Source organism: Comamonas sp. F1-6 (assembly GCF_039581415.1).
Classification (GTDB): Bacteria; Pseudomonadota; Gammaproteobacteria; order Burkholderiales; family Burkholderiaceae_C; genus Comamonas; species Comamonas thiooxydans.
In genome coordinates this window covers 38,706-63,020 of the sequence record NZ_JBCPWN010000018.1, presented here as the reverse complement: position 1 = coordinate 63,020, position 24,315 = coordinate 38,706, and the positions used below count along the sequence as shown (strand labels likewise).

Annotated in this window: 23 protein-coding genes; 9 read left to right on the top strand and 14 right to left on the bottom strand. The window is 61.9% G+C overall.

Annotated features, from left to right (window positions below; genetic code table 11):
* Positions 1–78: 78 nt before the first annotated feature.
* Positions 79–954 (top strand): tryptophan 2,3-dioxygenase, encoded by an 876-nt coding sequence (gene kynA / locus AAIL66_RS17545; RefSeq protein ID WP_034380659.1) that lies wholly within the window; start codon positions 79–81, stop codon positions 952–954.
* A 114-nt stretch (positions 955–1,068) separates the two neighbouring features.
* Positions 1,069–2,334: an MFS transporter gene (locus AAIL66_RS17540; RefSeq protein ID WP_045839989.1), complete on the top strand. Its 1,266-nt coding sequence runs from the start codon at positions 1,069–1,071 to the stop codon at positions 2,332–2,334.
* A 61-nt stretch (positions 2,335–2,395) separates the two neighbouring features.
* On the opposite strand, the gene AAIL66_RS17535 is transcribed toward AAIL66_RS17540, so the two are convergent.
* From AAIL66_RS17535 to AAIL66_RS17520, 4 genes are all read right to left on the bottom strand, one after another.
* Positions 2,396–3,586, bottom strand: coding sequence for an FAD-dependent monooxygenase (locus AAIL66_RS17535; RefSeq protein ID WP_343497322.1), 1,191 nt, complete (start codon positions 3,584–3,586; stop codon positions 2,396–2,398).
* A gap of 122 nt (positions 3,587–3,708) precedes the next feature.
* A complete protein-coding gene (locus AAIL66_RS17530) occupies positions 3,709–3,999 on the bottom strand; it encodes an H-NS histone family protein (RefSeq protein WP_003052529.1) in 291 nt (96 codons plus the stop codon).
* A 502-nt stretch (positions 4,000–4,501) separates the two neighbouring features.
* Positions 4,502–4,804 carry a hypothetical protein gene (locus tag AAIL66_RS17525; RefSeq protein ID WP_343497321.1) on the bottom strand — a complete coding sequence of 101 codons (303 nt, stop codon included), beginning with the start codon at positions 4,802–4,804 and terminating at the stop codon, positions 4,502–4,504.
* Positions 4,805–4,819: 15 nt separating this feature from the next.
* The gene (locus AAIL66_RS17520; protein ID WP_343497320.1) at positions 4,820–5,134 is read right to left on the bottom strand and encodes a hypothetical protein; all 315 of its coding nucleotides are present in this window, start codon (positions 5,132–5,134) and stop codon (positions 4,820–4,822) included.
* Positions 5,135–5,407: 273 nt separating this feature from the next.
* On the opposite strand from AAIL66_RS17520, the gene AAIL66_RS17515 reads away from it, so the two are divergent.
* Positions 5,408–6,262, top strand: coding sequence for a symmetrical bis(5'-nucleosyl)-tetraphosphatase (locus tag AAIL66_RS17515; RefSeq protein WP_034353610.1), 855 nt, complete (start codon positions 5,408–5,410; stop codon positions 6,260–6,262).
* A 60-nt stretch (positions 6,263–6,322) separates the two neighbouring features.
* Here the strand turns inward: AAIL66_RS17515 and AAIL66_RS17510 are convergent, their stop codons facing one another.
* The 3 genes from AAIL66_RS17510 to AAIL66_RS17500 form a co-directional block, all read right to left on the bottom strand.
* Positions 6,323–7,744, bottom strand: a complete 1,422-nt coding sequence (locus tag AAIL66_RS17510) for a DEAD/DEAH box helicase (RefSeq protein ID WP_034353612.1) — start codon at positions 7,742–7,744, stop codon at positions 6,323–6,325.
* 210 nt (positions 7,745–7,954) lie between these two features.
* On the bottom strand, positions 7,955–8,830 hold the full coding sequence (locus AAIL66_RS17505; protein WP_034353614.1) for a neutral zinc metallopeptidase: 876 nt from the start codon (positions 8,828–8,830) through the stop codon (positions 7,955–7,957).
* A gap of 143 nt (positions 8,831–8,973) precedes the next feature.
* The gene (locus tag AAIL66_RS17500) at positions 8,974–9,303 is read right to left on the bottom strand and encodes a hypothetical protein (RefSeq protein ID WP_034380505.1); all 330 of its coding nucleotides are present in this window, start codon (positions 9,301–9,303) and stop codon (positions 8,974–8,976) included.
* Positions 9,304–9,460: 157 nt separating this feature from the next.
* Here AAIL66_RS17500 and AAIL66_RS17495 point away from each other — a divergent pair, with 157 nt between their 5' ends.
* The 3 genes from AAIL66_RS17495 (at position 9,461) to nadB (ending at position 13,309) form a co-directional block, all read left to right on the top strand.
* Positions 9,461–10,420 carry a delta(1)-pyrroline-2-carboxylate reductase family protein gene (locus AAIL66_RS17495; RefSeq protein ID WP_343497344.1) on the top strand — a complete coding sequence of 320 codons (960 nt, stop codon included), beginning with the start codon at positions 9,461–9,463 and terminating at the stop codon, positions 10,418–10,420.
* A gap of 213 nt (positions 10,421–10,633) precedes the next feature.
* Complete coding sequence (gene nadA, locus AAIL66_RS17490) at positions 10,634–11,767, top strand: quinolinate synthase NadA (RefSeq protein WP_045839990.1); 1,134 nt, start codon at positions 10,634–10,636, stop codon at positions 11,765–11,767.
* A 15-nt stretch (positions 11,768–11,782) separates the two neighbouring features.
* Positions 11,783–13,309 carry an L-aspartate oxidase gene (nadB, locus tag AAIL66_RS17485; protein WP_343497319.1) on the top strand — a complete coding sequence of 509 codons (1,527 nt, stop codon included), beginning with the start codon at positions 11,783–11,785 and terminating at the stop codon, positions 13,307–13,309.
* 77 nt (positions 13,310–13,386) lie between these two features.
* Here nadB and dcd read toward each other — a convergent pair whose 3' ends face one another.
* The 3 genes from dcd to AAIL66_RS17470 form a co-directional block, all read right to left on the bottom strand.
* Positions 13,387–13,953: a dCTP deaminase gene (gene dcd / locus AAIL66_RS17480; protein WP_003052512.1), complete on the bottom strand. Its 567-nt coding sequence runs from the start codon at positions 13,951–13,953 to the stop codon at positions 13,387–13,389.
* A 63-nt stretch (positions 13,954–14,016) separates the two neighbouring features.
* Positions 14,017–15,309, bottom strand: coding sequence for a guanine deaminase (gene guaD, locus AAIL66_RS17475; RefSeq protein ID WP_012839483.1), 1,293 nt, complete (start codon positions 15,307–15,309; stop codon positions 14,017–14,019).
* A 242-nt stretch (positions 15,310–15,551) separates the two neighbouring features.
* A complete protein-coding gene (locus AAIL66_RS17470; protein WP_012839484.1) occupies positions 15,552–16,448 on the bottom strand; it encodes a LysR family transcriptional regulator in 897 nt (298 codons plus the stop codon).
* Between the two features lie 104 nt (positions 16,449–16,552).
* Here AAIL66_RS17470 and glaH point away from each other — a divergent pair, with 104 nt between their 5' ends.
* The 3 genes from glaH to AAIL66_RS17455 all read left to right on the top strand — a co-directional run bounded on the left by glaH (position 16,553) and on the right by AAIL66_RS17455 (position 19,311).
* A complete protein-coding gene (glaH, locus tag AAIL66_RS17465) occupies positions 16,553–17,476 on the top strand; it encodes a glutarate dioxygenase GlaH (protein WP_034353626.1) in 924 nt (307 codons plus the stop codon).
* Between the two features lie 100 nt (positions 17,477–17,576).
* A complete protein-coding gene (locus AAIL66_RS17460; protein ID WP_343497318.1) occupies positions 17,577–18,818 on the top strand; it encodes an alpha-hydroxy acid oxidase in 1,242 nt (413 codons plus the stop codon).
* A gap of 52 nt (positions 18,819–18,870) precedes the next feature.
* Positions 18,871–19,311 (top strand): HIT family protein, encoded by a 441-nt coding sequence (locus tag AAIL66_RS17455; RefSeq protein ID WP_039049061.1) that lies wholly within the window; start codon positions 18,871–18,873, stop codon positions 19,309–19,311.
* Between the two features lie 106 nt (positions 19,312–19,417).
* On the opposite strand, the gene AAIL66_RS17450 is transcribed toward AAIL66_RS17455, so the two are convergent.
* The 4 genes from AAIL66_RS17450 to AAIL66_RS17435 all read right to left on the bottom strand — a co-directional run bounded on the left by AAIL66_RS17450 (position 19,418) and on the right by AAIL66_RS17435 (position 24,302).
* Positions 19,418–20,461 (bottom strand): adenosine deaminase, encoded by a 1,044-nt coding sequence (locus tag AAIL66_RS17450; RefSeq protein ID WP_034380519.1) that lies wholly within the window; start codon positions 20,459–20,461, stop codon positions 19,418–19,420.
* A 186-nt stretch (positions 20,462–20,647) separates the two neighbouring features.
* Positions 20,648–21,622 (bottom strand): aromatic ring-hydroxylating dioxygenase subunit alpha, encoded by a 975-nt coding sequence (locus tag AAIL66_RS17445; protein WP_343497317.1) that lies wholly within the window; start codon positions 21,620–21,622, stop codon positions 20,648–20,650.
* Positions 21,623–21,803: 181 nt separating this feature from the next.
* A complete protein-coding gene (locus AAIL66_RS17440; protein WP_034353641.1) occupies positions 21,804–22,961 on the bottom strand; it encodes a BMP family ABC transporter substrate-binding protein in 1,158 nt (385 codons plus the stop codon).
* Between the two features lie 195 nt (positions 22,962–23,156).
* Positions 23,157–24,302, bottom strand: coding sequence for a BMP family ABC transporter substrate-binding protein (locus tag AAIL66_RS17435; protein ID WP_034409599.1), 1,146 nt, complete (start codon positions 24,300–24,302; stop codon positions 23,157–23,159).
* Positions 24,303–24,315: the final 13 nt, after the last annotated feature.

Here is a 24,315-nt window from a genome sequence, read left to right as displayed (position 1 = left end):
GCATCCACGTTCTTGCAGGCTTTGTGTGCCCGGATTCGGTTACGCTGCGCGCACTGACCTATCAAAGATGATTTGACCATGACGAATGAATCCTCCGGTTGCCCCCTGCATGGCGGCGCAGCCATCGTCCGCGACGAGAAAGCACAGCTCGACTTCAGCCGTGACATGAGCTATGGCGACTATCTGCATCTGGACCAGATTCTCACGGCCCAGCATCCGCTGTCGCCCGCCCATGACGAGATGCTGTTCATCGTGCAGCACCAGACCAGCGAGCTGTGGATGAAGCTGATGCTGCACGAGGTGCGCGCGGCTACGGCAGCCATTGCCAATGCATCGGGCGAGACCAAGCCCGATGCCTTCAAGATGCTGGCGCGCGTCTCGCGCATCATGGAGCAGCTGGTCAGCGCCTGGACCGTGCTGTCCACCATGACACCGCCTGAGTACTCGGCCATGCGCCCCTATCTGGCCAACTCCAGCGGCTTCCAGAGCTACCAGTACCGCTGCATCGAGTTTGCGCTGGGCAACAAGAACGCGGCCATGCTCCAGCCCCACGCCCACCGCAGCGATCTGCTGGCCCAGGTGCAGGCCGCCTACGAATCGCCATCGTTGTACGACGTGGCCCTGCAGCTGCTGGCCCGCGAAGGCATCGCCGTGCCTGCCGACCGCCTGCAGCGCGACTGGACCCAGCCCTATGAGGCCAGCGAGGGCGTGAAACAGGCATGGATCACCGTCTACCGCGATCCGCACAAGCACTGGGATCTGTACCAGCTGGGAGAAAAGCTGGCCGATATCGAGGATGCCTTCCGCCTCTGGCGCTTCCGCCACCTGACCACGGTGGAGCGCGTCATCGGCTTCAAGCGCGGCACGGGCGGCACCGGCGGCGTGAGCTACCTCAAGAAGATGCTGGACGTGGTGCTGTTCCCCGAGATCTGGAGCCTGCGCACCGAGCTGTAGGCCGGTCATCAAGGCCATCGCCATTCAGGCTGCCCCTGCTGCTCTTTCGTGACAGCGCGGGCAGCCTGAATTCTTTAGGCTCCGTGCAAAACCTAACATCGCAACAAACTGCCCATGCCCTCCGATCACAGCGCCGCCGAGGCTGCGCCGAACACCGGCCCCAAGCCCGACTCTTCCGCCTGGGCCATGCTGGTCTGCCTGCTCACTGGCTTTGCTCTGAGCCAGGCCTTCAGAACCGTCACCTCCATCATCGCCGACGGTCTGCGCACGGACTTCGGCCTGTCCGCGCAGTCGCTGGGATCGTTTGCCGGGCTGTTTGCGCTGTCCTTCGGCGTGGCCCAGCTGCTCATGGGCATAGGCATGGATATCTATGGGCTGCGCCGCACCGTGCTGCTGGCCTTTCCGCTGTCGATTGCGGGCGCCGCGCTGTCCGCACTGGCACCCAGCTATTCCTGGCTGATGCTGGGTCAGCTGCTGATCGGCGTGGGCTGCTCGCCCGCCTTTCTGGCCAGCACCATGTTCATCGCGCGCCACTTTCCGGCCGATAAATTTGCCTACCTCTCGGGCATAGGCCTTGGCCTGGGCGGGCTGGGCCTGCTGTTTACCGGCACACCCATGGCCTGGCTGGTGCAGCACATGGGCTGGCGCGCCGGCTTTGCGCTGCTGGCGGTGCTGAGTGCGCTGTCCTGGCTGCTGATTTTCTTCAAGGTGCACGAGCCCGAGCTTCCTGGGGACTCCCAGCCCAAGCCCGGCTTCATGCAGGCGCTGCAGGGTTTTGGCAGCCTGCTGCTGCTGCCCCATACCTGGGGCATTGTGCTGCTGGGCATGGTCAGCTATGCCTCGTTTCTCACCGTGCGCGGCCTCTGGCTCAGTCCCATGCTGATGGATCGCTACCAGTTTTCATTGGTCACGACCGGCAATGTGGCCCTGGCCTGCTCCGTCATTTCGCTGTTTGTGCCTTCCATGTTCGGCCGGCTGGACCCCGGTCCGGCCAGGCGTCGCCAGCGCATTGCACGCTTTGCGCTGCTCATGGCAGCCGTTTTTGTAGCACTGGCCCTGCTCCACCAATCCGTAGGCAGCGTGCTGCTGCTGCTGGTCATGAGCGTGCTGTCGGGCTACGGCACGCTGATCTATGCCGATGTGCGCTCCTCCTACCCACCGGCCACGACGGGACGCGCACTGTCCATCTTCACCATGGCCATGTTTCTCGGAGCCGCGCTCATGCAGTGGCTGTCCGGTCTGGTCGCAGGCGTTGCGGAACGCCAGAATGCCGACATCTATCAAGCCGTGATGCTGATGATTGCCGCCATGCTGGGCAGCGGCGTGCTGGCTTACCAGCTCATCAAACCTTCGCCGCTGCTGCACAAGGCCAGCAATTGAAGCTGTCTATCTGCCAAGCAGGCAGCGGCGCAAAAACCATTCCGGTTATGGCAACCGGTTGCTAGAGCGCGCCCTCATAGAGCCAGGGAACATCCATGATGCGCCCGCCCAGGGCGCGCAGCGACAGATCGCGCCCCCAACGCATAGGCCCTGTCGCATGGAAGATCCGGCCATTGCGCAGCGAGCGTTCCTGCACCCTGGCATTGCGCTGCCAGCGATTCAGTGCATAGCGGCGCAGCCGCAGGCTGACATCCAGATCATGCATGGACAGAGCACTCTGCAACTCGGCTGCATCCTCGATGGCCATGCCCGCACCCTGCGCCAGATAGGGACGCATGGGATGGGCCGCATCGCCCAGCAGGGCTACAAGGCCCTGCGCCATCTGGGCCTCTGACGACACCGGCGGCCGGTCGGCCACCGGCCACAAACGCCATTCACCGCCCACATCGGGAACATGTTGAACCAGATCCTGCAGGTAAGCGCATGCGCCCTGAAGATGCTGCAGCAGATCGGGCAGATTGGCCGAGTGATCCCAGCTGTCCAGATCCTCGGGGGCCGGCCCCTGCACAATGACCACCAGATTCTGCAGCTCGCCCCGGCGCACGGGATACTGAATGGCGTGCAATTGCGGCCCCAACCAGGCCGTGACCTCGCTGGTGCGCAAGCGCTTGGGCAGATTGGCCTGATGCACCAGGGCACGGTAAGCCAGGTGCCCGGTCACACGCGGCGGGCCATCACCCAGCATCTGTGCACGCACTGCACTGCGCACGCCATCAGCGCCGATCAGGGCATCGCCCTCGATGAGCTTGCCGGTACTGGTGCGAATGGTGACCACGCCGTCCTGCTGGCTATAGCTGCTGACGAACTGGTCGAGGTTGAGGTGAGCCTCTGGCAGAGCCTGCAAGGCCTCCAGCAGAATCTGGTGCAGGTCGGCGCGATGAATGGTGAGGTAGCTGGCTCCATAGCGCTGCACCATATCTGCGCCCAGGGGCAATCGCCCCAGCTCTTGTCCCGTCACGGCACTGCAGGCTCGCAAGGACAAAGGACAGGCCACGACCTGCTGCAACGATCGCTGCAGCCCCCATGCCTGAAGACAGCGCACCACATTGGGTCCCAGCTGAATACCGGCTCCGACTTCGGAAAACTGCGCTGCGCGCTCGAACAGGCGCACATCCCAGTCAGCCCGCACCGCCGCAATGGCTGCTGCCAGACCGCCAATACCGCCCCCCGCAATCAACACCTGCTTGTTCATGGACTCTTATTGTGCCGCTTAGTCATCAGCATCGAAGAGAACTCTTGTTTGCGCTGCCGCAAACCTTGCAGCCATGAAAAAAGCCCGCCAAGGCGGGCTCTTTCAACGTGCGCAAAAGCAGATCAAATGGCGAACTTTTCGCGATCCTGGTCTGCAATCCACTTTGGTGGCTTGCCGCGGCCGGTCCAGGTCTGACCCGTTGCAGGATCACGATACTTGGGAGCCACCTTGGCGCCAGCATTGGCGGAAGAGCGCGCGCGAGCGGGAGGGAAAACATCTTCAGCAGTCAAGCCGTACTCGGCAATCAGGCCGCGAACCTTGCTCACGGCTTCGGCCAGTTCACGCGAACGGGCTTCGTTGATTTGCTGTTCCAGCTCTTCTCTCTGCTTCAGGAGTTCCTTGTAAGTGCTCATGATTTGCGCTTCTTGGTTGATTAAAGTGGATTCATTATAAATGCCGGAATTTCAAATTCATAATTTTCTGAGTAAGCAAAAACCACAATTCAGAATATTTATAAAATGCAACTACGTGTTAATAAATAGCTATTCAGCCTCCGGAGCTGCCAATATCTTGTCGATACGCTTTCATCCAAATCACTCCAGACCGGGCCAATGGCTGCTGTGGCAGGGAATAACCCGGCCGGCGTTTTATGGTGCTCCCAGCCTTCGCCTGGCAATACTCAAATAGTCAGCCTGGCCTTCAATTCTGAATAGGCACCAGCACCTTGAGCAGTCAGAATCCGTCTTCTCTGCGAGTTGCCCAGACCTCAGCCTCCTCCAAGGAGCAAAGCTCTCTGGCACTGACTTAGAGCCAACCATGCGGTGTCGTGATGCCCTGCTCCGCCCCATATTCCTCGACGACAAACACCCCGCTCCCTGCATTGGCACGCAGTTGATCCTGCAGCCTCATCTCACATCAAGTCTCAGGCAAAAATTTCAAAGCCAGCGCCTGCTCTCCTTGCAAGTCTTGTGATTTCTCAGCAACTACCGACCTATTGGGCACGCCGATGATGCCTTGCATCTCATCCAGCGGGCTGCGGCATGCAGTAACCAGGAATGTCTTCCCAGCTCTCCATCCGGGCAACAGCCAGGCACAGGCCTGCAGAACCCGATGCATCGCCATTTCGGCATCAATACAATACATATCGGCGTAAATAACATTGAATACGTCAAATAAATATCGTCTAAATGAAATACGCTTACGCCGCCTGATGTTCATACACCTCCATCAAACCTAGCTGAAGCCCTGCTCCAAACCAGTTGCGATTTCTTCCTCGGTCATTGCTGCACAGGCGAACTCACTAATCCGCAGCAAAGTCAATATGACATGCGTTGAAAATGACAACAAACGCACAAAGGACTTTGCGATAGATGCAACCCAGGCCATGGAGCGCCTTGCCATGCCGAAACCAGCTCTGAATAGGGCTGCCCGATACGCTTTTAAGCCAGCTCTCCAAAGATAATCGTTATAAATGTAATAGCAGTTACGACGATAGTCGTTGCCGAAATGGTTGCTCTCTTTTCCGATATTCCCGGAGATATCAGCCAAACGGCCAATCCATCGCTGATCGCAACCCCACCCCAATACCGTTGAGCGTCCGATGGAGGTAATTCCAAGCTGCACGAAAGACAGAAACTGCGTGGACTCTCAAGCAACTCCAGCGCAGCTTGGGCGTCCCTGCTCACGAGCTTTGCCAAAGCCGGCAATCCTGCCCTGCAATCGGAAGGCCAATGCCAGTTTCGACATTACAAACACCCCGTTAAGCAGTGTCAGCAATGCAAACAGCAGAAAATCCCTGACTCGTCCACCAGAAAGAAGACCATGGCACTTTACTGTATCGGGGACATCCAGGGCTGCGATGACGCTTTCGAGCGCTTATTGCAAACCGTGGATTTTTCCGCAAGTCGGGACACACTTTACGTGCTCGGCGACCTTGTCAATCGCGGCCCCAAATCCGCCGAGGTATTGCGCCGCTGCATGCAGGGCGGCGATGCCATTCGCCCTCTGCTCGGCAATCACGACCTGCACCTGCTGGCCGCAGCCCGGGGCCTTCGCCGTCAAAGCAAGCGCGACACTCTGGCCCAGGTTCTGAGCGCACCCGATTGCGATGCCCTGCTGCACTGGCTGCGCCAGCAGCCTCTGGCTCGCCTGCACACCAATGCGCTGGGTGAGAACCTTCTCATGGTGCATGCCGGCGTGCTTCCTCAATGGAATGTGCAGGATGCCGTGGCCTTGAGCACCGAAGTTCAGGCCGTGCTTCAGCATGCCGACCATGCGCGTTTTTTGCAGAATATGTACGGCAACCAGCCCGATCGCTGGTCCGCCGACCTGCAAGGCGATGACCGGCTGCGCTGCATCGTCAACGCCTTTACCCGCCTGCGTTTTTGCAGTGCCGACGGCGTTATGGATTTTGAGAGCGCGGAATCCGCCGATCACGCACCCGAAGGACTGATGCCCTGGTTCGATGTGCCGGGCCGGCTCACTGCCGATACACCCATGGCTGTTGGGCACTGGTCCACGCTGGGCCATGTCAACCGGCCCGATCTGATGGCCATGGACACCGGTTGCGTCTGGGGAGGCTGCCTCAGCATGATGAGAATCGGGGAGCGCATGAACGAACGAGAGCTGATACAGCTGCAGTGCCCACAGGCTCAGGTGCCTGGCAGCAAGGGCTGATGCTTCAAAAAAGAAACGCCTGCATCCGCAGGCGTTTCTTGTGGCGCGATGACCCCGTGTTCAGGAAGCCACGACGGGAGCCTTGAACAAAGCGGCAATCTTGCGCTTGGGCTTGATGCTTGTGCTCTTGACCGGGGCTGCATGCTTGCTGTCCCAGGATGCGGTCTCGCTGACGCTGCTGGCCTCATAGGGCTTGTCAAAGAACGGATCCAGATTGACAGGACGCTGGGCCATGCGCGATGGACGATGCGCATGACCGCCACGCGATGCTGCATCGAATTCGCGCTCGCGACGCGGACGATATTCCTCGTCGCTGCGGCTGCGGCGTGCGGGACGAAAATCCAGCATGGGCGCGGGCTCGACTTCGATCTTCTTCTTGGTGAGCTTTTCGATGTCGGCCACATTGCGGCTGTCATGATCGGTCACCAGAGTCACTGCCAGGCCCGATGCGCCGGCTCGGCCGGTACGGCCGATGCGGTGCACATAGTCTTCCGCATTGAAAGGCACGTCGTAGTTGAAGACTGCGGGCACGTCCTTGATGTCCAGACCTCGCGCGGCCACATCGGTACAGACCAGCAGATCCACCTCGCCGGCTTTGAAGGCTTCCAGCGCCTTCAGGCGCTCGTCCTGGCTCTTGTCTCCATGCAGTGCGGCGGCACGCAGACCGTCACGCTCCAGGGCACGCGTCAGACGCGCACAACCCAGCTTGCTGTTGGAGAAGATGAAGGCCTGGCGAATGTCGCGCTCCTTGAGCACGGAACGAATCGCGTAACGCTTGTCGTCATCCGTGACCTTGTAGAAGCGCTGCTCCACGGTGGATGCAGTCTCGTTGGGACGAGCCACCTCGATGGTCACAGGATCCTGCAGATAGCTGCCGGCCAGACGCTTGATCTCGGGCGAGAACGTGGCCGAGAACAGCAGCGTGGTGCGGCTCTTGGGCAGATAGGAGAGGATACGCTGCAAATCGGGCAGAAAGCCGATATCCAGCATGCGGTCGGCCTCGTCCAGCACCACATACTCCACCTGATTGAGCACCACATTCTTGGCCTCGATGTGGTCCAGCAGACGACCGGGCGTGGCCACCAGCACCTCGACGCCTTTTTTCAGCTCGATGGTCTGGGGCTTCATATCCATGCCACCAAACACCACGGTGCTGCGCAGCTTGGTGTGCTTGGCGTACAGGGCAATCTGTTGTGCCACCTGGTCGGCCAGCTCACGCGTGGGCAGCAGCACCAGGGCACGCACCGGATGGCGGGCAGGCGATGCCGAGGCGTTTTCATGGCGCATCAGGCGCTGCAGCAGGGGCAGGGAGAAAGCCGCCGTCTTGCCTGTGCCGGTCTGGGCTGCGCCCATGACGTCCTTGCCGGTCAATACCACCGGAATGGCCTGCGCCTGAATCGGAGTCATGGACTCATAGCCCATGTCGGCCACTGCGCGTGCCAGGGGCTCAGCCAAGTGAAGATTGGAGAAAGAGCTTGTCATTGAGGGCGTTATTGTCGCACCGAGTGGGTTTTTCGCGTTGGCTTTGTGATTTTCTGCAGGCGCAAAGCCTTCGCTCCCTCTGTTTGAGGGCAAAAAAAGCCTTGCCAATATCCCGTGCAATCTATCGGGATAACCCGAGTTTTGAATTCTGCCGCCCCAAAAACAAAGGCGTGTGACAGTGCACACGCCTGGTTCAGAGCAGCTTGTGGCTCAAAGCGACTGAGCTGCGAAGGTGTCGCAGGCCTTGACGCTGCCGCTCTTGTAGCCCTGGGTGAACCAGCGCACACGCTGGGCGCTGGAGCCATGGGTAAAGCTGTCGGGACGCACCGTGCCCGTGGCTTCGCGCTGCAGCTTGTCGTCGCCGATCTGCTGTGCGGCATTCATCGCCGACTCGATATCACCCTGCTCCAGCCAGCTCTTGGCCTGCTGCGACTTGTTGGCCCAGATGCCGGCCAGGCAGTCGGCCTGCAGCTCCAGGCGCACGGACATGGCATTTTGCTCGCGTTCGCTGACACGGCCACGCATGCTGTCCACCTTGCCCGAGATGCCGAGCAGGTTCTGCACATGATGGCCCACTTCATGGGCAACCACATAAGCGCGCGCGAACTCACCGGGAGCACCAAGCTGACGGCTCATGGTGTTGAAGAAGTCCATGTCCAGATAGACCTTGTAGTCACCCGGGCAGTAAAACGGCCCCATGGCCGACTGTCCCGTGCCGCAAGCCGTGCGCGTCACGCCGGTGAACAGCACCAGCTTGGGGTTCTGATACTGAGCACCACCTTCACGGAAGATCTGGGTCCAGACATCCTCGGTTGAAGCCAGCACCGTGGAGACAAACTTGGCCCCCTGGTCATCGCCAGCCGGGCGATGCGCCGGAGCCTGCTGCACCTGGGGCGAGCCCCCCCCGGAGAGAACGCCAATCGTGGTCAGTGGGTTGATGCCGAACACGCCCCAGCCAATCAGCGCCAGCACCACGGTGCCGATGCCGATGCTGCGACCACCAATGGGAAAACCACCGCCACCACCACCACCGTCTCCACGGCGGTCCTCGACGTTGTCCGACTCGCGGTTACCTTCCCATCTCATGGTGCTTACTCCTTAGCTGTGTTGCACGCGGCCTGCGCCGGGTGGCGATATTAAGGGCTGCGGCTCCGAATGCAGGTATCAAGCTGTGCTTTTGCCACCTCAGTCAAGCTGCAGCGCAGCATTGTTGACGTTTGGCCTGGTGTTCAGCGGCCGGCAGGCGTGGAGATCAAGGGCACGCCCGGCGCGCCAGGCATCGACTGAGGCTGGTTACGGGCTACCTGTTCCTCCACCACATCGACCATGCTCAGAAACAGAAAGGCCACTGCCAGCAGGCCCACCACCGCCAGGGCCGCCGATACCCAGAGCTTGGCCGAAGAGGATTTGCGCGGTGCTGCCGCCTGCTGCTGGGTCGGCTCGTAGCTTGCAGCCGAGCCGCCATCCCGCCAGACAGGCTCGACATGACCACGGCTGGAAGGCGCTTGTGTCCAGGTAGGGTCCTTGCGTTGCCCGGAGCGGGGAGAAAAGCCAAACATGTGTACGACAGAATCGATGGATAAGACAGTGGCTATTGTGCGCGCTGGCAGCCTTCGCCAGAAGCGTTCGTGCAGCGAGATTCTGTCGGTCAACACCGGGCCGGGCTTGCAATTCTGTAAGCTCAGAAGCTTGTCCGCTGCCCCCATACGACTGCCCATGAATGCCCAGCCCCAGCCCTCGACAGCGTCTCTGGACGCCCGCGCCACTGCCGCACTGCTGCCATGGTCCGCCCTGGCCGATGAGATCGAAGCACTTTTGCGCCAGCTGCAAAACAGTTGCAGTGTCTCGGTTCCGCCACGCATCGTCATGCCGACGGCTGCGGGCAATTGCCTGTTCTGCATGCCGGCCACCGATGGCCAGGTGGTCATGACCAAGCTCATCAGTTTCACGCCAGGCAATGCCCGGATGGGCAGACCTACCATTCAGGGCGATATCGTGGTTTTTGATGCAGCGACCGGAGTGCGTCAACTGATTCTGGACGGCCCCACCGTCACGGCCAGACGCACCGCAGCCGTATCGCTGCTGGCAGCGCGCCGCCTGGCCCCCAGGCCTCAAGGCGCCCTGCTCATCGTCGGCGCCGGCGTGCAGGGCAGCGCCCATATGCAGGCTTTTGCTCAGGGCCTTGGCACGCAGGAGGTCTGGATTCACTCGCGCAGTGCCAGCAGCGCGCAGCGGCTTGCAGACCAGGCCCGCGACCTGGGTCTGCATGCGCGCATCACCGACGACCTGGAGGAAGCCGCCCGGCACTGCCCGCTGATTGTGACCTGCACGCCCGCGCAGGCCGTGGTGCTGCATGAGGCGGCAAGACCCGATGCCTTTGTCTGCGCTGTCGGCGCCTTCACGCCGCAAATGGTGGAGCTGGATCCCGAGTTGTGCCGGCGCTTTCTGCACCAGGGCCAGATCGTCGTCGACACCGCCGATGCTGCGCACGAGGCCGGCGACCTGCTGCAGGCCGGCATCGAGGTCGACACCCTGCCCACGCTGGCCGCCGTGGTGCATCAGGACTGGTCGCGCTCCACGAAGCCTGTACTCTTCAAATCCTGCGGCTGGGGCGGCTGGGATCTGGCCGCCACCCGCCTGGCCCTGCGCCAGCACCTGCTCAGGCAACCCGCCTGAACATCCTCCACTTGCTCATTTTTCAGAAGCATCAAGTCATTGCTGAATAAGCGATCCATCCATGCTCTGGATTGTCTTCCCAAGCACTGACTGCGCTGAAAAGCAACGCCATCCAGCCTAATTTGTCTCCCCGGTGACAAATTCAAAAAAAGCGGTTTTAATAATACTCAGATTGAGTATAAATATTTAACAGCGCAACTCAGGATGGAGACGATGACGATCAGAACCGTGGAATTCGACCAGCCCGCACCGGGCAGCAGCAGCCAGTGCAGCACAGGCCAGGCCTGGGCCAGGGTGCTGCCCCAGCAAGACCGCCAGCAGCAGCGCGAGACGGCGCAGCGCATCAAGGCTCTTCTCAAGGAACGCAATGCCGTCATGGTCGCCCACTACTATGTGGACGGTGCATTGCAGGACCTCGCACGCGATACCGGCGGCTGCGTGGGCGACTCCCTGGAGATGGCGCGCTTTGGTGCCAACCATCCCGCCAAGACCCTGATCGTGGCCGGCGTGCGCTTCATGGGCGAGACCGCAAAAATCCTCAGCCCCGAGAAGACCGTGCTCATGCCCGACGGCGATGCCACCTGCTCTCTGGACCTGGGCTGCCCGGCCGACGAGTTCAGCCGCTTCTGCGACGCCCACCCCGACCGCACCGTGGTCGTCTATGCCAACACCAGCGCTGCCGTCAAAGCCCGGGCCGACTGGGTGGTCACCTCGTCGGTAGGACAGGACATCGTAGCCGCCCTGCACGCGCGCGGCGAGAAAATCCTCTGGGCACCCGACCGCCACCTGGGCAGCCACATCCAGCAACAGACCGGTGCCGACATGCTGTTGTGGCAGGGCAGTTGCGTGGTCCATGACGAATTCAAGGCCGACGAGCTGCAGGCCCTGGCCAATGCCCACCCCGAGGCCGCGATTCTGGTTCACCCCGAATCGCCGGCCGCCGTCACTGCGCTGGCCGATGTGGTGGGCTCCACCACCCAGCTGATCGCCGCCGTGGGCAGACTGCCCACCGACACCTTTATCGTCGCCACCGACCAGGGCATTCTTCACGACATGCGCCAGCGCTATCCGGGCAAGCGCTTTCTGCCTGCCCCGACGGCGGGCACGGGCGGCAGCTGCAAAAGCTGCGCCTTCTGCCCCTGGATGGCCATGAACAGCCTGCCGGGCGTGGAGCGGACCCTGCTGCAAGGCAGCGGTGCCATAGAGCTTGACGCGATGCTGGGTCTGGCCGCCCGCAAGCCCATACAGCGCATGCTGGATTTTGCCGCTGCCCAGCGCCAGCCGGTACGCGCCAGTGGCGAGCTGGAACGCGACGCGGCCCTGTTCCAGAACTTCGGTCCGGCCTGAGAGAGAACAAGCACCATGCCCCAATCTCAGACTTGCAGCGATGTACTCATCATCGGCTGCGGACTTGCCGGCCTGACGCTGGCACTCAGCCTGCCCAACACACTGCGCATCACCGTGCTCAGCAAAAGCAGTGCCGACGAATGCGCCAGCGCCTGGGCCCAAGGCGGCGTTGCCGCTGTGCTGGACCCCGTCGACAGCCTGGAAGCCCATGTTCAGGACACGCTGATCGCCGGCGCCGGCCTCTGCGACGAAGGCGCCGTGCGCCGCATCCTGGAGCAAGGCCCCCAGGCTATCGCCTGGCTGCAGGCCCTGGGTGTGCCCTTCAGCACCGATGCAGACGGCCGCCTGCACCTGACGCGCGAAGGCGGTCACAGCGCCCGGCGCATTGTGCATGCGGCCGACCGCACCGGGCAGGCCGTGCACCAGACCTTGCTGCAGGCCTGCCGGCATCTGAAGCACATCACCTTGCTGCAGCATTGCACCGCCATGGAACTGCTGCTGGACGTGCAGCAGCGCTGCGTGGGTGCCAACGTGCGCAATGCCGATGGCCAGCAGCAGCCTATGCTGGCCAGCCATACCGTGCTGGCCACGGGCGGCATGGGCCAGATCTACCCCAGCACCACCAACCCGGTCACGGCGACCGGCGACGGCATTGCCATGGCCTGGCGCGCGGGCTGTGTCGTGCGCGACCTGGAATTCATGCAGTTCCACCCCACGGCCTTGCAGGTGGGCGGCCGGTCCGTGGGCCTGGTCTCGGAAGCGCTACGCGGCGAAGGAGCCTTGCTGTGCTTGCCGGACCGGCACGGCCAGCCCGGCGAGCGCTTCATGCTGCGCCACGACCCGCGCGCCGAGCTGGCACCGCGCGACATCGTGGCCCGCGCCATCGACCGCGAGATGCGTGCCCACCAGCTGCCCCATGTGCTGCTGGACATCACACACCGCAGCCGCGACTGGCTGGAGCAGCATTTCCCCGGCGTCATGGCACTGTGCGCTGCGTACGGCATAGACATTGCCACCCAGCCCATCCCTGTTGCGCCCTGTGCCCACTATGCCTGCGGCGGTGTACAGGCCCATGTGGACGGCCGCACTGCCGTGGCCGGGCTATGGGCGATTGGCGAGGTGGCCCGCACTGGCCTGCATGGCGCCAACCGTCTGGCCAGCAACTCCTTGCTGGAGTGCGTGGTCATGGGCAGGTCTGCCGCGCTGCGCATGGCCGAGCAGCCCTTGCACAAGCCCGCTGCCATTCCTGGCAGGCAGCGCAAGCCCGGCAAGAGCCTGAGCGCTGAAAGCCAGCAGGAGATGCGCCAATTGCTGCAGCAACTCATGCTGCACAACGTGGGCATTGTGCGCAGCAACCACAGCCTGATTGCAGCGGCCAAGCAACTGGTGCTGTGGCGCGCTCAATGGCGCGGTGTCGACCCTGCGCTGCGCAACCAGTTGGCCCTGTGCAGCCTGATGGTAGACGCGGCGCTGCAGCGCCATGCCAGCGTGGGCGCGCACTGCAATCTGGACTGGCCGGCGCTCGAAGCAGCAGCCGCCTGATCCCGCCCAGCAGCCATCCAGGAAAGCAAAAAAGCCCGCTGTATCCGCAGCGGGCTTTTTTGGCGGAGCAACAGGCCTCAGGCCTTGGGCAGGGTCACGCCATGCTGGCCCTGGTACTTGCCGTTTCGGTCCTTGTAGCTGACTTCGCATTGCTCGTCGCCCTGGAAGAACAGCACCTGGGCGCAGCCTTCGCCCGCATAGATCTTGGCCGGCAGCGGCGTGGTGTTGGAGAACTCCAGCGTCACATAGCCTTCCCACTCGGGCTCGAAGGGCGTCACGTTGACGATGATGCCGCAGCGCGCATAAGTGCTCTTGCCCAGGCAGACGGTCAGCACGTCGCGCGGGATGCGGAAGTACTCCACCGTGCGGGCCAGTGCAAAGCTGTTGGGCGGGATGATGCAATAGTCACCCTCGAAGTCGACAAAGCTCTTCTCGTCAAAATTCTTGGGGTCCACCACCGTGCTGTGGATATTCGTGAAGACCTTGAATTCGCGGGCGCAGCGGATGTCGTAGCCATAGCTCGAGGTGCCGTAGCTGATGATCTTCTTGCCGTCGACCTGGCGCACCTGGCCAGGCTCGAAAGGCTCGATCATGCCGTGCTGCTCCGCCATCTGACGGATCCATTTGTCGCTCTTGATGCTCATTAGAAATCCTGTATCGCTTGATTTTTCATAGCGTTGTGCGCTCACAAATCAAGCGCAAGACCGCTATTTTGCTTGAGAAACAATGGTTTGCTCAATCAGGCGGTCATCTCCGAGGATGATCATGGCAAACAGCAGCTCGTCCAGATTGCGCGCCTGGGCCGTCTTGCGCGCCAGCAGCGGCGTGCAGCCGGGGTTGATGACGACCAGGTCGGCCTCGCAGCCGGGCTGCAGATTGCCGATCACGCCCTGCAGGCCCAGCGCACGCGCAGCGCCTGCCGTGTGCTGCCACCACAGGTTTTGCGGCGACAGGCTCTGGCCCTGCTTGGCATGGCTCTCGCGCCCCACCACATAGGCGGCCTGCATGGTGCGAAACGGCGAGAAGCTCATGCCGCCGCCCACATCGCTGGCCAGGCCATAGAGCATGCCGGCCTGGTCGGCCTTGAGGTAGTCGAAATAGCCGCTGGCCAGAAACTGGTTGCTGGTCGGGCTGATGGCCGCTGCCGAGCGCGTGTCGTGCATGAGCTGGCGGTCGGTTTCATCGAGCCAGATGCTGTGCGCATAGACGGCGCGCTCGCGCATCAGGCCGAAGTCGTCGTAGACGGCCAGATAGCTGCGCGCGGCGGGGAACAGCTCCTTGACCCAGGCAATTTCGTCAAGGTTCTCGGCCACATGGGACTGGATCCAGACATCGCCGTACCTGGCTGCCAGCTCGCCCGCACCGCGCAGCTGCTCGGGCGTGCTGGTGGGCGCGAAGCGCGGCGTGATCGCATAGCCCAGGCGGTCCACGCCATGCCAGCGCTGGATCAGGGTTTCGGTGTCGATCAGGCCTTGCTCGGTGTCGTCGCGCACGCCGTCGGGGCTGTTGCGGTCCTGCAATACCTTGCCGGCAATCATGCGCATGCTGCGCTTTTGCGCAGCCGTCATGATGGCGTCCACCGATGCCGGATGCGAAGTCGCAAAGGCCAGCGCCGTGGTCACGCCGTTGCGCAGCAGCTCGTTCATGAAGAAATCGGCCACGCCATCGGCATATTCGCGATCATGGAAACGCGACTCGTGCGGGAAGGTGTAGTTCTCCAGCCAGGGCAGCAGGCCCGGGGCCGGCGCGCCGATCACATCGGTCTGCGGGTAGTGGATATGCAGGTCGACAAAGCCCGGTGCCAGCAGCTTGCCGGGCAGGTGAATGACTTGCACGCCTTCGCGCTCAAGGTACTGGTCGGCCAGCGCCTGCCAACTGCCCGCAGCCACCACGCGCTGCACACCCGCGGCATCGGGAGCAATCGCCAGCAAGGCGTCGGAGTCATAAACCGCTTGGCCGTCATCGGCGAAGCGCAGCAGGGCACTACGATAGATTTTCATGGACCAGAGCTTACGCGCCCGATCTTGCCTGCGGAACACGGCAGCGCTTATAGAGGCTATACGGCTGCGCGCAGGCCAGGGCTTGCGCTATCAATAACAAAGCTTATTGCGCTTTTCATGCATTGATTTCAATGCAATTCATATCCATAAACCAATATCAGCAAGCGATAGCAGCTATCACTTTAGGTAGTTAAACACCCGAAACCCTGCGCTGCAACACCGCCCTGCCCGCAGCCGCGTAACTAGGCGGCGCAGCTTCTGGCCACGGCCAGAAAGGCGCGCACCGCGGGTGAGTTCTCGCGCTCGCGGTAGGCCAGTGCCATGTGCACGTTTTCCTTGAAGTCGCGCAGCGGCCTGAAGGCCACGCCCGGCTGATTGAGCAGGCGGTTCGACTCGGGCAGCACCACAATGCCATACCCGGCAGCAGCCAGGCTGGTCGCCGTGACGAAGTCGTTGACGCGATAGGCCTCGCGAGCCGAAAACCCGGCCGTCTCGGCCAGCCGCGCCAGCACCTCGGCAAAGCCTTCGCTTTCGTTGATGAACTGCGGCGCAATAAAGGTCTGGCCGCGCAGATCGGCCACGCTGATGGATTCATGGCGTGCCAGCGGGTGGTTCTCGGCCAGTGCCACCATGAAGGGCTCGCTGTGCACGATGACCGCCTTGACGCCCTCTGGGTAGCGTCGGCGCGGCCGCAGCAGACCGGCATCGATCTCGCCCTGCTGCAGCGCCTGCAGCTGGCGCGGCGTCTCCATGGCCAGCACCTGCATGTGCACCTGCTCATGGCCGGGGCGGAACTGCGTGAGCATGCGCGCCAGCACACCCGAGGTCACGGACGAGGAGATATAGCCCAGCTTGACATGACCGCTCATGCCCTGGGCCGCCAGCTGCCCGATCTGCTGGGCCCGCTCCATATGGCGCAGCACGGCCACGGCTTCGTCATAAAGCAGCTCGCCCGCATCGGTCAGCGTGATGGGCTTGCGCTTGTTGCGCTGCAGCAGGCGCACGCCCAGCTGCTGCTCCAGTTGCTGCACCTGCACGCTGACGGCGGACTGGGCCACGCCCAGCTTGTCGGCGGCACGCGAGAAATGCAGCTCCTGGGCCACGGTGACGAAGTGCTCGAGTTGGCGGTAGCTGAGCATGGATTTAATCTGAAATTCTTATCAAAAAATGCATTTAACCCCATAGATCGTATCAAACAAGAAGTGTTCAATCACACCATTCCTGATTGAAGTACCCGCCCACCATGAACGCTACTACCCCCCAGCAACTGATTCAGCCTGCCGCCTACGAGATCGCCGCTCACCCCGAGCATCCCCGCCTGCTGAAGCTGACCCTGAACACCGAAGCCCTGAACGCCTTCCTGGCCGATGTGCGCGATATCGACGTGCAGAACCTCGAGTACGTGCCTTTCATGCGCTTTCATCTGGCACGCCGCCTGAAGGCCCACATGGGTGCCGACTTTGGCGAGACCCTGGTGAACATCATCAAGGACCGCAAGCATGGCGGCTTTGTGCTGGGTCTGGAAGGCGTTAGCCAGGATAGCGACGACTACGTGAAGTTCGGCACCGCCATCGGCCATATCCTGGGCCCGGCCAACCACGACTCCATGTCCAACAAGTACTACGCACGTTTCCTGGTCAAGCACACCGACGCCAGCGACTCCTATCTGCGCCAGGCTTACCGTCTGTTCACCATGCACACCGACGGCACCTTCGTGACCGAAGCCACCGACTGGCTGCTGATGATGAAGTTCGACGAGCAGAACGCCGTGGGCGGCGAGTCGCGCTTTCTGCACCTGGACGACTGGAGCGAGCTGGACTGCTTCGTGCAGGACCCGCTGGGCGCCAAGCCCCTGCTGTACAAGGCCCCGGGCTCCAAGAACGTGAACGAGCGCGTGGAACGCCCCGTGTTCTTCCACGGAGAGTTCGGCCTGTCGATCTCCTTCATCGACCAGTTCGTGCAGCCCGCCAACGACGCCGAAGCCGAATATCTGCAGAACCTGTCCGAATCGATGGAAAATTCGCCCGGCACCCGCACCGTCAGCCTGCCCGCTGGCGACCTGGTGGTTCTGAACAACTACTTCTATGTGCATGGCCGCGCACCGTTCGAGCGTAACGAGCAACTGCACCGCGAGCTGATGCGTCAGCGCGGTACATTCGCTCAGTAAACCTTGAACACCTGATGTTTCTGTCACGCCCCCGTGCACCGCAAGTGTGCGGGGGCGCAGCCAGTTAAACCCCTGAATTTCGCTCCCGAGGCGCCCTACCATGGCATCGTCACAAGCCCCTGCTGCAAACGCAGCCTCCGCCCCCAAAGCGCAAGCCGCCTACGGCCAACGCGCAGGGCTTCCCCGTCATCTGCAGAACATTCTGTCGCTGCATGACTTCGAGGCCGCCGCACGCAAGCACCTGCCCCGCCCCTTGTTTGGCTATGTCTCCGGCGCGGCTGAAGACTGCGTCTCGCTGCAGGCCAACCGTGACAGCTTCCAGCAATACGGCTTCAGCTCCAGGGTCATGGTGGATGTGTCGCAGCGCAACCAGAAGGTCGAGCTGTTCGGCCAGACCTGGGACTCGCCATTCGGCGTAGCCCCCGTGGGCATCAGCGCCATCAATGCCTACCGTGGCGATCTGGTGCTGGCACAGACGGCGGCTGCCAACCGCATTCCCGCCATCATGAGCGGCACCTCGCTGATCCCCATGGAAGATGTAGCCAAGGCCGCACCGTCTACCTGGTTCCAGGCCTATCTGCCCGGCGACACCACGCGCATCGACGGCCTGATCGACCGCATCGAAGCCGCAGGCTTCGGCACACTGGTCATCACCGTGGACATCCCCGTCTGGGCCAACCGCGAAAACAATGTGCGCACCGGTTTCTCGATGCCGCTGCGCCCTTCGCTTCGCCTGGCCTATGACGGCATCACCCGCCCGCGCTGGATGGTGGGCACCATGCTGCGCACGCTGATCAACCACGGCATGCCGCACTTCGAGAATTCGTTTGCCACGCGCGGCGCGCCTTTGCTGTCGGGTACCGCCATCCGCGACACCTCGGGCCGTGACCACCTGAACTGGAAGAACATCGAACGCATTCGCCAGCGCTGGAAAGGCAACCTCGTCATCAAGGGCATCCTCAACGAAGACGATGCCGTGATGGCCACCGATATCGGTGCGCAGGGCATCGTGGTCTCCAACCATGGCGGCCGTCAGCTCGACGGCGTGGTCGCGCCGCTGCAGATGCTGCCCTATGTGGTGGACCGCGTGGGCCACCGCACGGCCGTGATGATGGACAGCGGCATTCGCCGCGGCAGCGATGTGCTCAAGGCCGTGGCCCTGGGCGCTCGCATGGTGTTTCTGGGCCGCCCCTTCATGTACGCCGCCGCAGTCGGCGGTGCACAGGGCGTCCATCACGCCATCACCTTGCTGCGTGACGAGGTGGACCGCAATATGGCCATGCTGGGCGCGACATCCATGGCCGAGATCACCCCGGACTGCCTGCGCGCGACGCGGGCCTGAAACCGCTCAGCCTCTAAGATAGAACGCTTGAACCATAAAAAAGGAGAGCGTCATGCCCATGTTTGTAGACCACTCGCCCCCTGGCGAGTGCATTTTCTGCAAGCTCGTCAAAGGGGAGATTCCATCGGCCAAGGTCTATGAGGACGATCTGACCATCGCCTTCATGGACATCGGCCAGGCCACGCGCGGCCATGTGCTGGTGGCCAGCAAGCGCCATGCCGTCAATCTGCTGGAGCTGACGCCCGAGGAATCCGGTGCCGTGATGCAGACGGCCCAGCGCGTGGCGGCTGCGGTGAACAAGGCTTTCGATCCAGACGGCATCAATATCTTCCAGGCCAATGGCGCGCCTGCGGGGCAGACGGTGTTTCACTTTCATCTGCATGTGCTGCCGCGTTTCGAGGGCGATGGCCTGTCCGTGGTCTGGAAGCGCGAGGAGCCGGGCTTTGCGGCTCTGGGAGAGTTGGCTGAGCGCATCAAGGCCCAGCTTTCCTGAAGCAAGCCACTGATAAAAAAAAGAGCTACCAGCACTTGATATTCATAGATTTCAGATAGAAAACCATCTGAAATCCACATATAGCAAGCGCTGGAAGCTCCTATTTTTAAGCCGCAAATTGCGCAAAGATTGCATCCAGCTTTGCAATCCACTCGGCCTTCTGCGCCTCAGCGGCAAAACTCGCTTCCAGGCTGTTGCGCGCCAGCTGGTAGGCCTCGGGCGCGCCCATGCCCGTGGCAGCAAATAGCTGGGTGTAGTTTTCGTTGACATAGCCGCCGAAATAGGCAGGGTCGTCCGAGTTGATCATGACCTTGAGCCCGGCCGCCAGCAGGCGCGGCAGATTGTGATCGGCCAGGTCCTTGATCACGCAGAGCTTGAGATTGGACAAAGGGCAGACCGTCAGCGGTATCTGCTCCTGGACCAGCCTCTGCATCAGCAGCGCATCCTGCTCTGACTGCACGCCATGGTCGATGCGCTCCACATTCAGCACATCCAGAGCACCCCAGATATAGGCAGGCGGCCCCTCCTCCCCGGCATGGGCCACCAGGTGCAGGCCCAGTTGCTTGCAGCGCGCAAACACGCGCTCGAACTTCTCGGGCGGATTGCCCAGCTCGCTGCTGTCCAGCCCCACGCCGATGAAGCGGTCACGCAGCGGCAGCGCGGCCTCCAGCGTCTGCAGGGCGCTTTCTTCGCTCAGATGGCGCAGAAAGCTCAGGATCAGCGAGGAGGAAATGCCCTGCTCGATCTGCGCATCGCGGCAGGCGCGGTAAAGACCGTTGATGACGGTCTCCATGGCCACGCCACGCTCGGTGTGGGTCTGCGGGTCAAAGAAGATTTCCGTGTGCACCACATTGTCGGCCACGGCGCGGTCCAGATAGGCGCGCGCCATGTCGTAGAAGTCCTGCTCGTGCAGCAGCACGCTGGCACCCGCGTAATAGATGTCCAGAAAGCTCTGCAGATCAGTAAAGGCATAGGCCGCGCGCAGAGCTTCCACGCTGTCATAGGCCAGAGCCACCTTGTTGCGCTGCGCCAGCGCAAAAATCAGTTCGGGCTCCAGCGAACCCTCGATATGCATATGCAGCTCGGCCTTGGGCATGGCTCGCAGCAGCTCCGGCAGACGGGAAACATCTACGGCAGGCACGGTGTTCATCTTTATTCTCCTTGGCGCTACGCGCCATTCAATGTCTAGCCTATCAAACCGGCGCAGCTCAAGCCATATGGCCAGCCCCGACGAGTCTGTGACTTCGGCCTGGCGGCCACAAGCCCTTGGCGCGGCCTCCCGGCGAGCCGCATGGACGCCAAGCCGGGGCAGGCGGCAAAGCCTCTCAGGCCTGTCTCAGCAGGTTCCGAAGGCGATCTCCTGGGCCTTCAGGAAACGGCGATAAGCCGACGACATGCGGTCGGCCGCCGAGTGCATTTCCGCGCGTGGATCCAGCGGCAGGGCCTTGGGCAGCTGCGACTCCAGCACAGGCTGGTCCTGCACAAAGATGGTGTGCTGGAAGGTCTGCAATTGCTCATCGGTCGATTCGAAGTCCGCGACCGCCAGACGGAACCAGACGCGGCTGGTTTCGGGAGTGACAGGGCAGATGAACAGGCCGATCTGCTCACGCCAGCCCTGTTTGGAAGTGCCCTCTTCGGGAATCTTGGTCAGCACGGCAGTGTAGGCAGCAGTCACCTCATAGGTGTACTCCACCTCGGCCGCCTGGGTGGAGTGCAGATTGGACTGGGGCTGTACAGCCTTGCAGCCTGTCGCCAGCACGCCGGTGGAGGTGCTCTCCACCTTGTAGGTGGCAATGGCCGTGGCGTCACGGCTGCCCAGCCAGCCTTCGTGCACAAAGCCGAAGTGGGACATGTCGAGGAAGTTCTCGATGATGCGCGGTGCACTGGCCGCCACATCGTAAGGCCCGCAGTTCACCTTGCGCAGATGTTCATCCGTCTCGGCAGCGAACACGGGCAGCTGGCTATCGGAAGACTCCAGGCGCACCCAGATCAGTCCGTAGGCCTCTTGCACCTCGAAGGCCCGTACGCGCTGCGATGCGGGGGGAGTGAAATCGGGCACGGCGGGCACTTTCACGCATTGGCCACCGGAGGAGAACTGCCAGCCGTGATAGGGGCACTCCAGATGTCCGTTCTCCACGCGCCCCATGGACAGGCGTGCACCGCGATGCGGGCAGCGATCCACAAAGGACTGCACCAATCCCTCGGTATTGCGCCACAGCACCAGCGGCTGTTCCAGCAGCAGCACGGAAAACGGCGCGCTCACCACCTCGGAGGATTGGGCAACAGGATGCCAGAGGGTACGTTCAGTCATGGGGATACTCGTCATTATCGAAATACAAAGGGCCGCTCTGCGGCGGCCCTGTCGCTGCAAGTCGTGTCTGGACGACTGCTAACAGCCAACACTACCCGGCAAACCCGGGGTCTGCCGTGAAGACATGCGCTACCGGCCGCAATCGGTGCGACGAGGCGGCGCGATGCCTGATCAGCAGTGCTTACTTGGCGTCGCCGCCGGGCACTTTTCCTTCCACGCCCTTGACGTAGAAATTGATGCCTTTGAGGAAACCGTCATCGGCAACCTTGTCGGCAGCGATCAGTTCCTTGCCGTCCTGGCCGGTGATAGGGCCCTTCCAGATGGTGAATGTACCTTCCTTCAGTCCCTTTTTCACGTCCTCAACCTTTGCCTTGAGCTCGGCAGGAATGTCGTCAGCCAGTGAAACGATGTCGATCACGCCTTCCTTGACGCCCCACCAGGTCTGGCGGCTGCTCCACTTTCCTTCCAGCGCGCTGCGGGTGGAGTCGATGTAGTAAGGCGCCCAGTTGATGATGGACGAGCCCAGGTGAGCCTTGGGACCGTAGGCCGTCATGTCCGAATCCCAGCCGAAGGCACGCTTGCCCTTTTCCTCGGCCGTCTTCAGCACCGCCGGCGAATCGGTATTCTGGAACAGGATGTCGGCGCCGCCGTTGATCAGGCTGGTCGCAGCTTCGGTCTCCTTGGGAGGGCTGAACCATTCGTTGACCCAGACCACCTTGGTCTTGATCTTGGGGTTCACGGACTGGGCACCCAGGGTGAAGCTGTTGATATTGCGGATCACTTCGGGAATAGGCACCGAGCCCACCACGCCCAGGGTGTTGGACTTGGTCATGCCACCGGCAATGATGCCGGCCAGATAGGCACCTTCGTAAGTGCGGCTGTCATAGGTGCTGACATTGGCGGCGGTCTTGTAGCCGGTGGCATGTTCCCACTTCACATCAGCGAATTCGGGGGCCAGCTTCTGGATCACGTCCATATAGCCGAAGGTGGTACCGAACACCAGCTTGTTGCCCTGCGAGGCCATGTCGCGCAGCACGCGCTCGGCATCGGCACCTTCGGGCACGCTCTCCACATAGCTGGTCTTGATCTTGTCACCGAATTCTTTTTCCAGAGCTTTACGGGCCTGGTCATGGGCAAAGGACCAACCACCGTCGCCCACCGGGCCGACATAAGCAAAAGCAATCTTCAGAGGTTCGGGAGCAGCGGCCGCAGGAGCGGCAGCGGGGGCTGCTGCCGGCGCAGCTGCTTCTTCCTTCTTGCCGCAGCCCACGAGAGCGGCCGAGGCAATAGCCGTCAGTGCGGCGACCTTGATCAATGAACGCTTGTGCAAATCAGTCATTAAAGTTTCCTTGGAACAAAGAGTGAGGTTTGAAACCGACAGGAGCGCAAGCCCATGGATACCGGTTACACCTTGGGCAATATATGCATAAACTGCGCCAAATTGCAGATAGGTATCCTGAAAACGACAGCGCAAAAAGAAAGGCCCCCTAGGGGCCTTTGATCGGACGCTGGTCAGGCGCCCCGCAAACAGTGCTTATTTGGCACCGGGCACCTTGCCCTCGATACCGTTCACATAGAAGTTGATGCTGCGCAGCCAGGCGTCATCGGCAACCTTGCCGGCTTCCAGCAGTTCCTTGCCGGTGTTGTCCTTGATGGGACCGGTCCAGACGGCGAAGGAGCCGTCCTTCAGGCCGGCGCGAGCCTTCTCAACCTTGTCCTTGATTTCCTGGGGCACGTCGTCAGCGATCTTCTTCAGGTCGATGGCGCCTTCCTTCACACCCCACCAGAAGTTGCCGGTCTGCCACTTGCCGGCCAGCGTGTCCTCCACCACCTTGCTGTAGTAAGGAGTCCAGTCGATCACGGCCGAGCCCAGGTGAGCCTTGGGCGCGAAGCCGCTCATGTCGCCATCCTTGCCGAAGGCACGAGCGCCGCGCTCTTCAGCCGTCTTCAGCACGGCGGGAGAGTTGGTGTTCTGGTACATCACATCCACGCCGCCGTTGATCAGGCTGTTTGCGGCTTCGGATTCCTTGGGAGGAGCAAACCACTCGTTCACCCAGACCACCTTGGCCTTGATGGAGGGGTCGATGCTCTGAGCGCCCAGCACAAAGCTGTTGATGTTACGCACCACTTCGGGGATTGGCACCGAAGCCACCACGCCCACAGTCTTGGTCTTGGTCATGGCACCCGCCACGATGCCGGCCAGATAAGCGCCTTCAAAGGTCTTGGTGTCGTACACGGCTGCGTTGTCGGCCGTCTTGTAGCCGGTGGCGTGCTCGAACTTCACATCCTTGACGTCAGCGGCGACCTTTTGCACAAAGTCCTGATAGCCGAAGCTGGTGGCGAAGACCAGCTTGTTGCCCTGACCGATCATGTCGCGCATCACGCGCTCGGCGTCTGCAGACTCTGGCACGCTCTCGACCATGGAAGTCTCGATCTTGTCGCCGAACTTCTCCTGGATGGCCTTGCGGCCCAGCTCGTGCTGGAAGGTCCAGCCGCCGTCGCCGATGGGGCTCACATACATGAAGCCGATCTTGAGCTTGTCGGCAGCAGGAGCCGCCGCAGGTGCGGCGGCAGGAGCTGCAGGTGCTTCTTCCTTCTTGCCGCAAGCGGTCAGCACAGCCATGGAAACAGCCGACAGGCCGATCATCTTGATCAGAGCGCGTTTGCCCAGAGTTGTCATTGAAGTTGTCCTC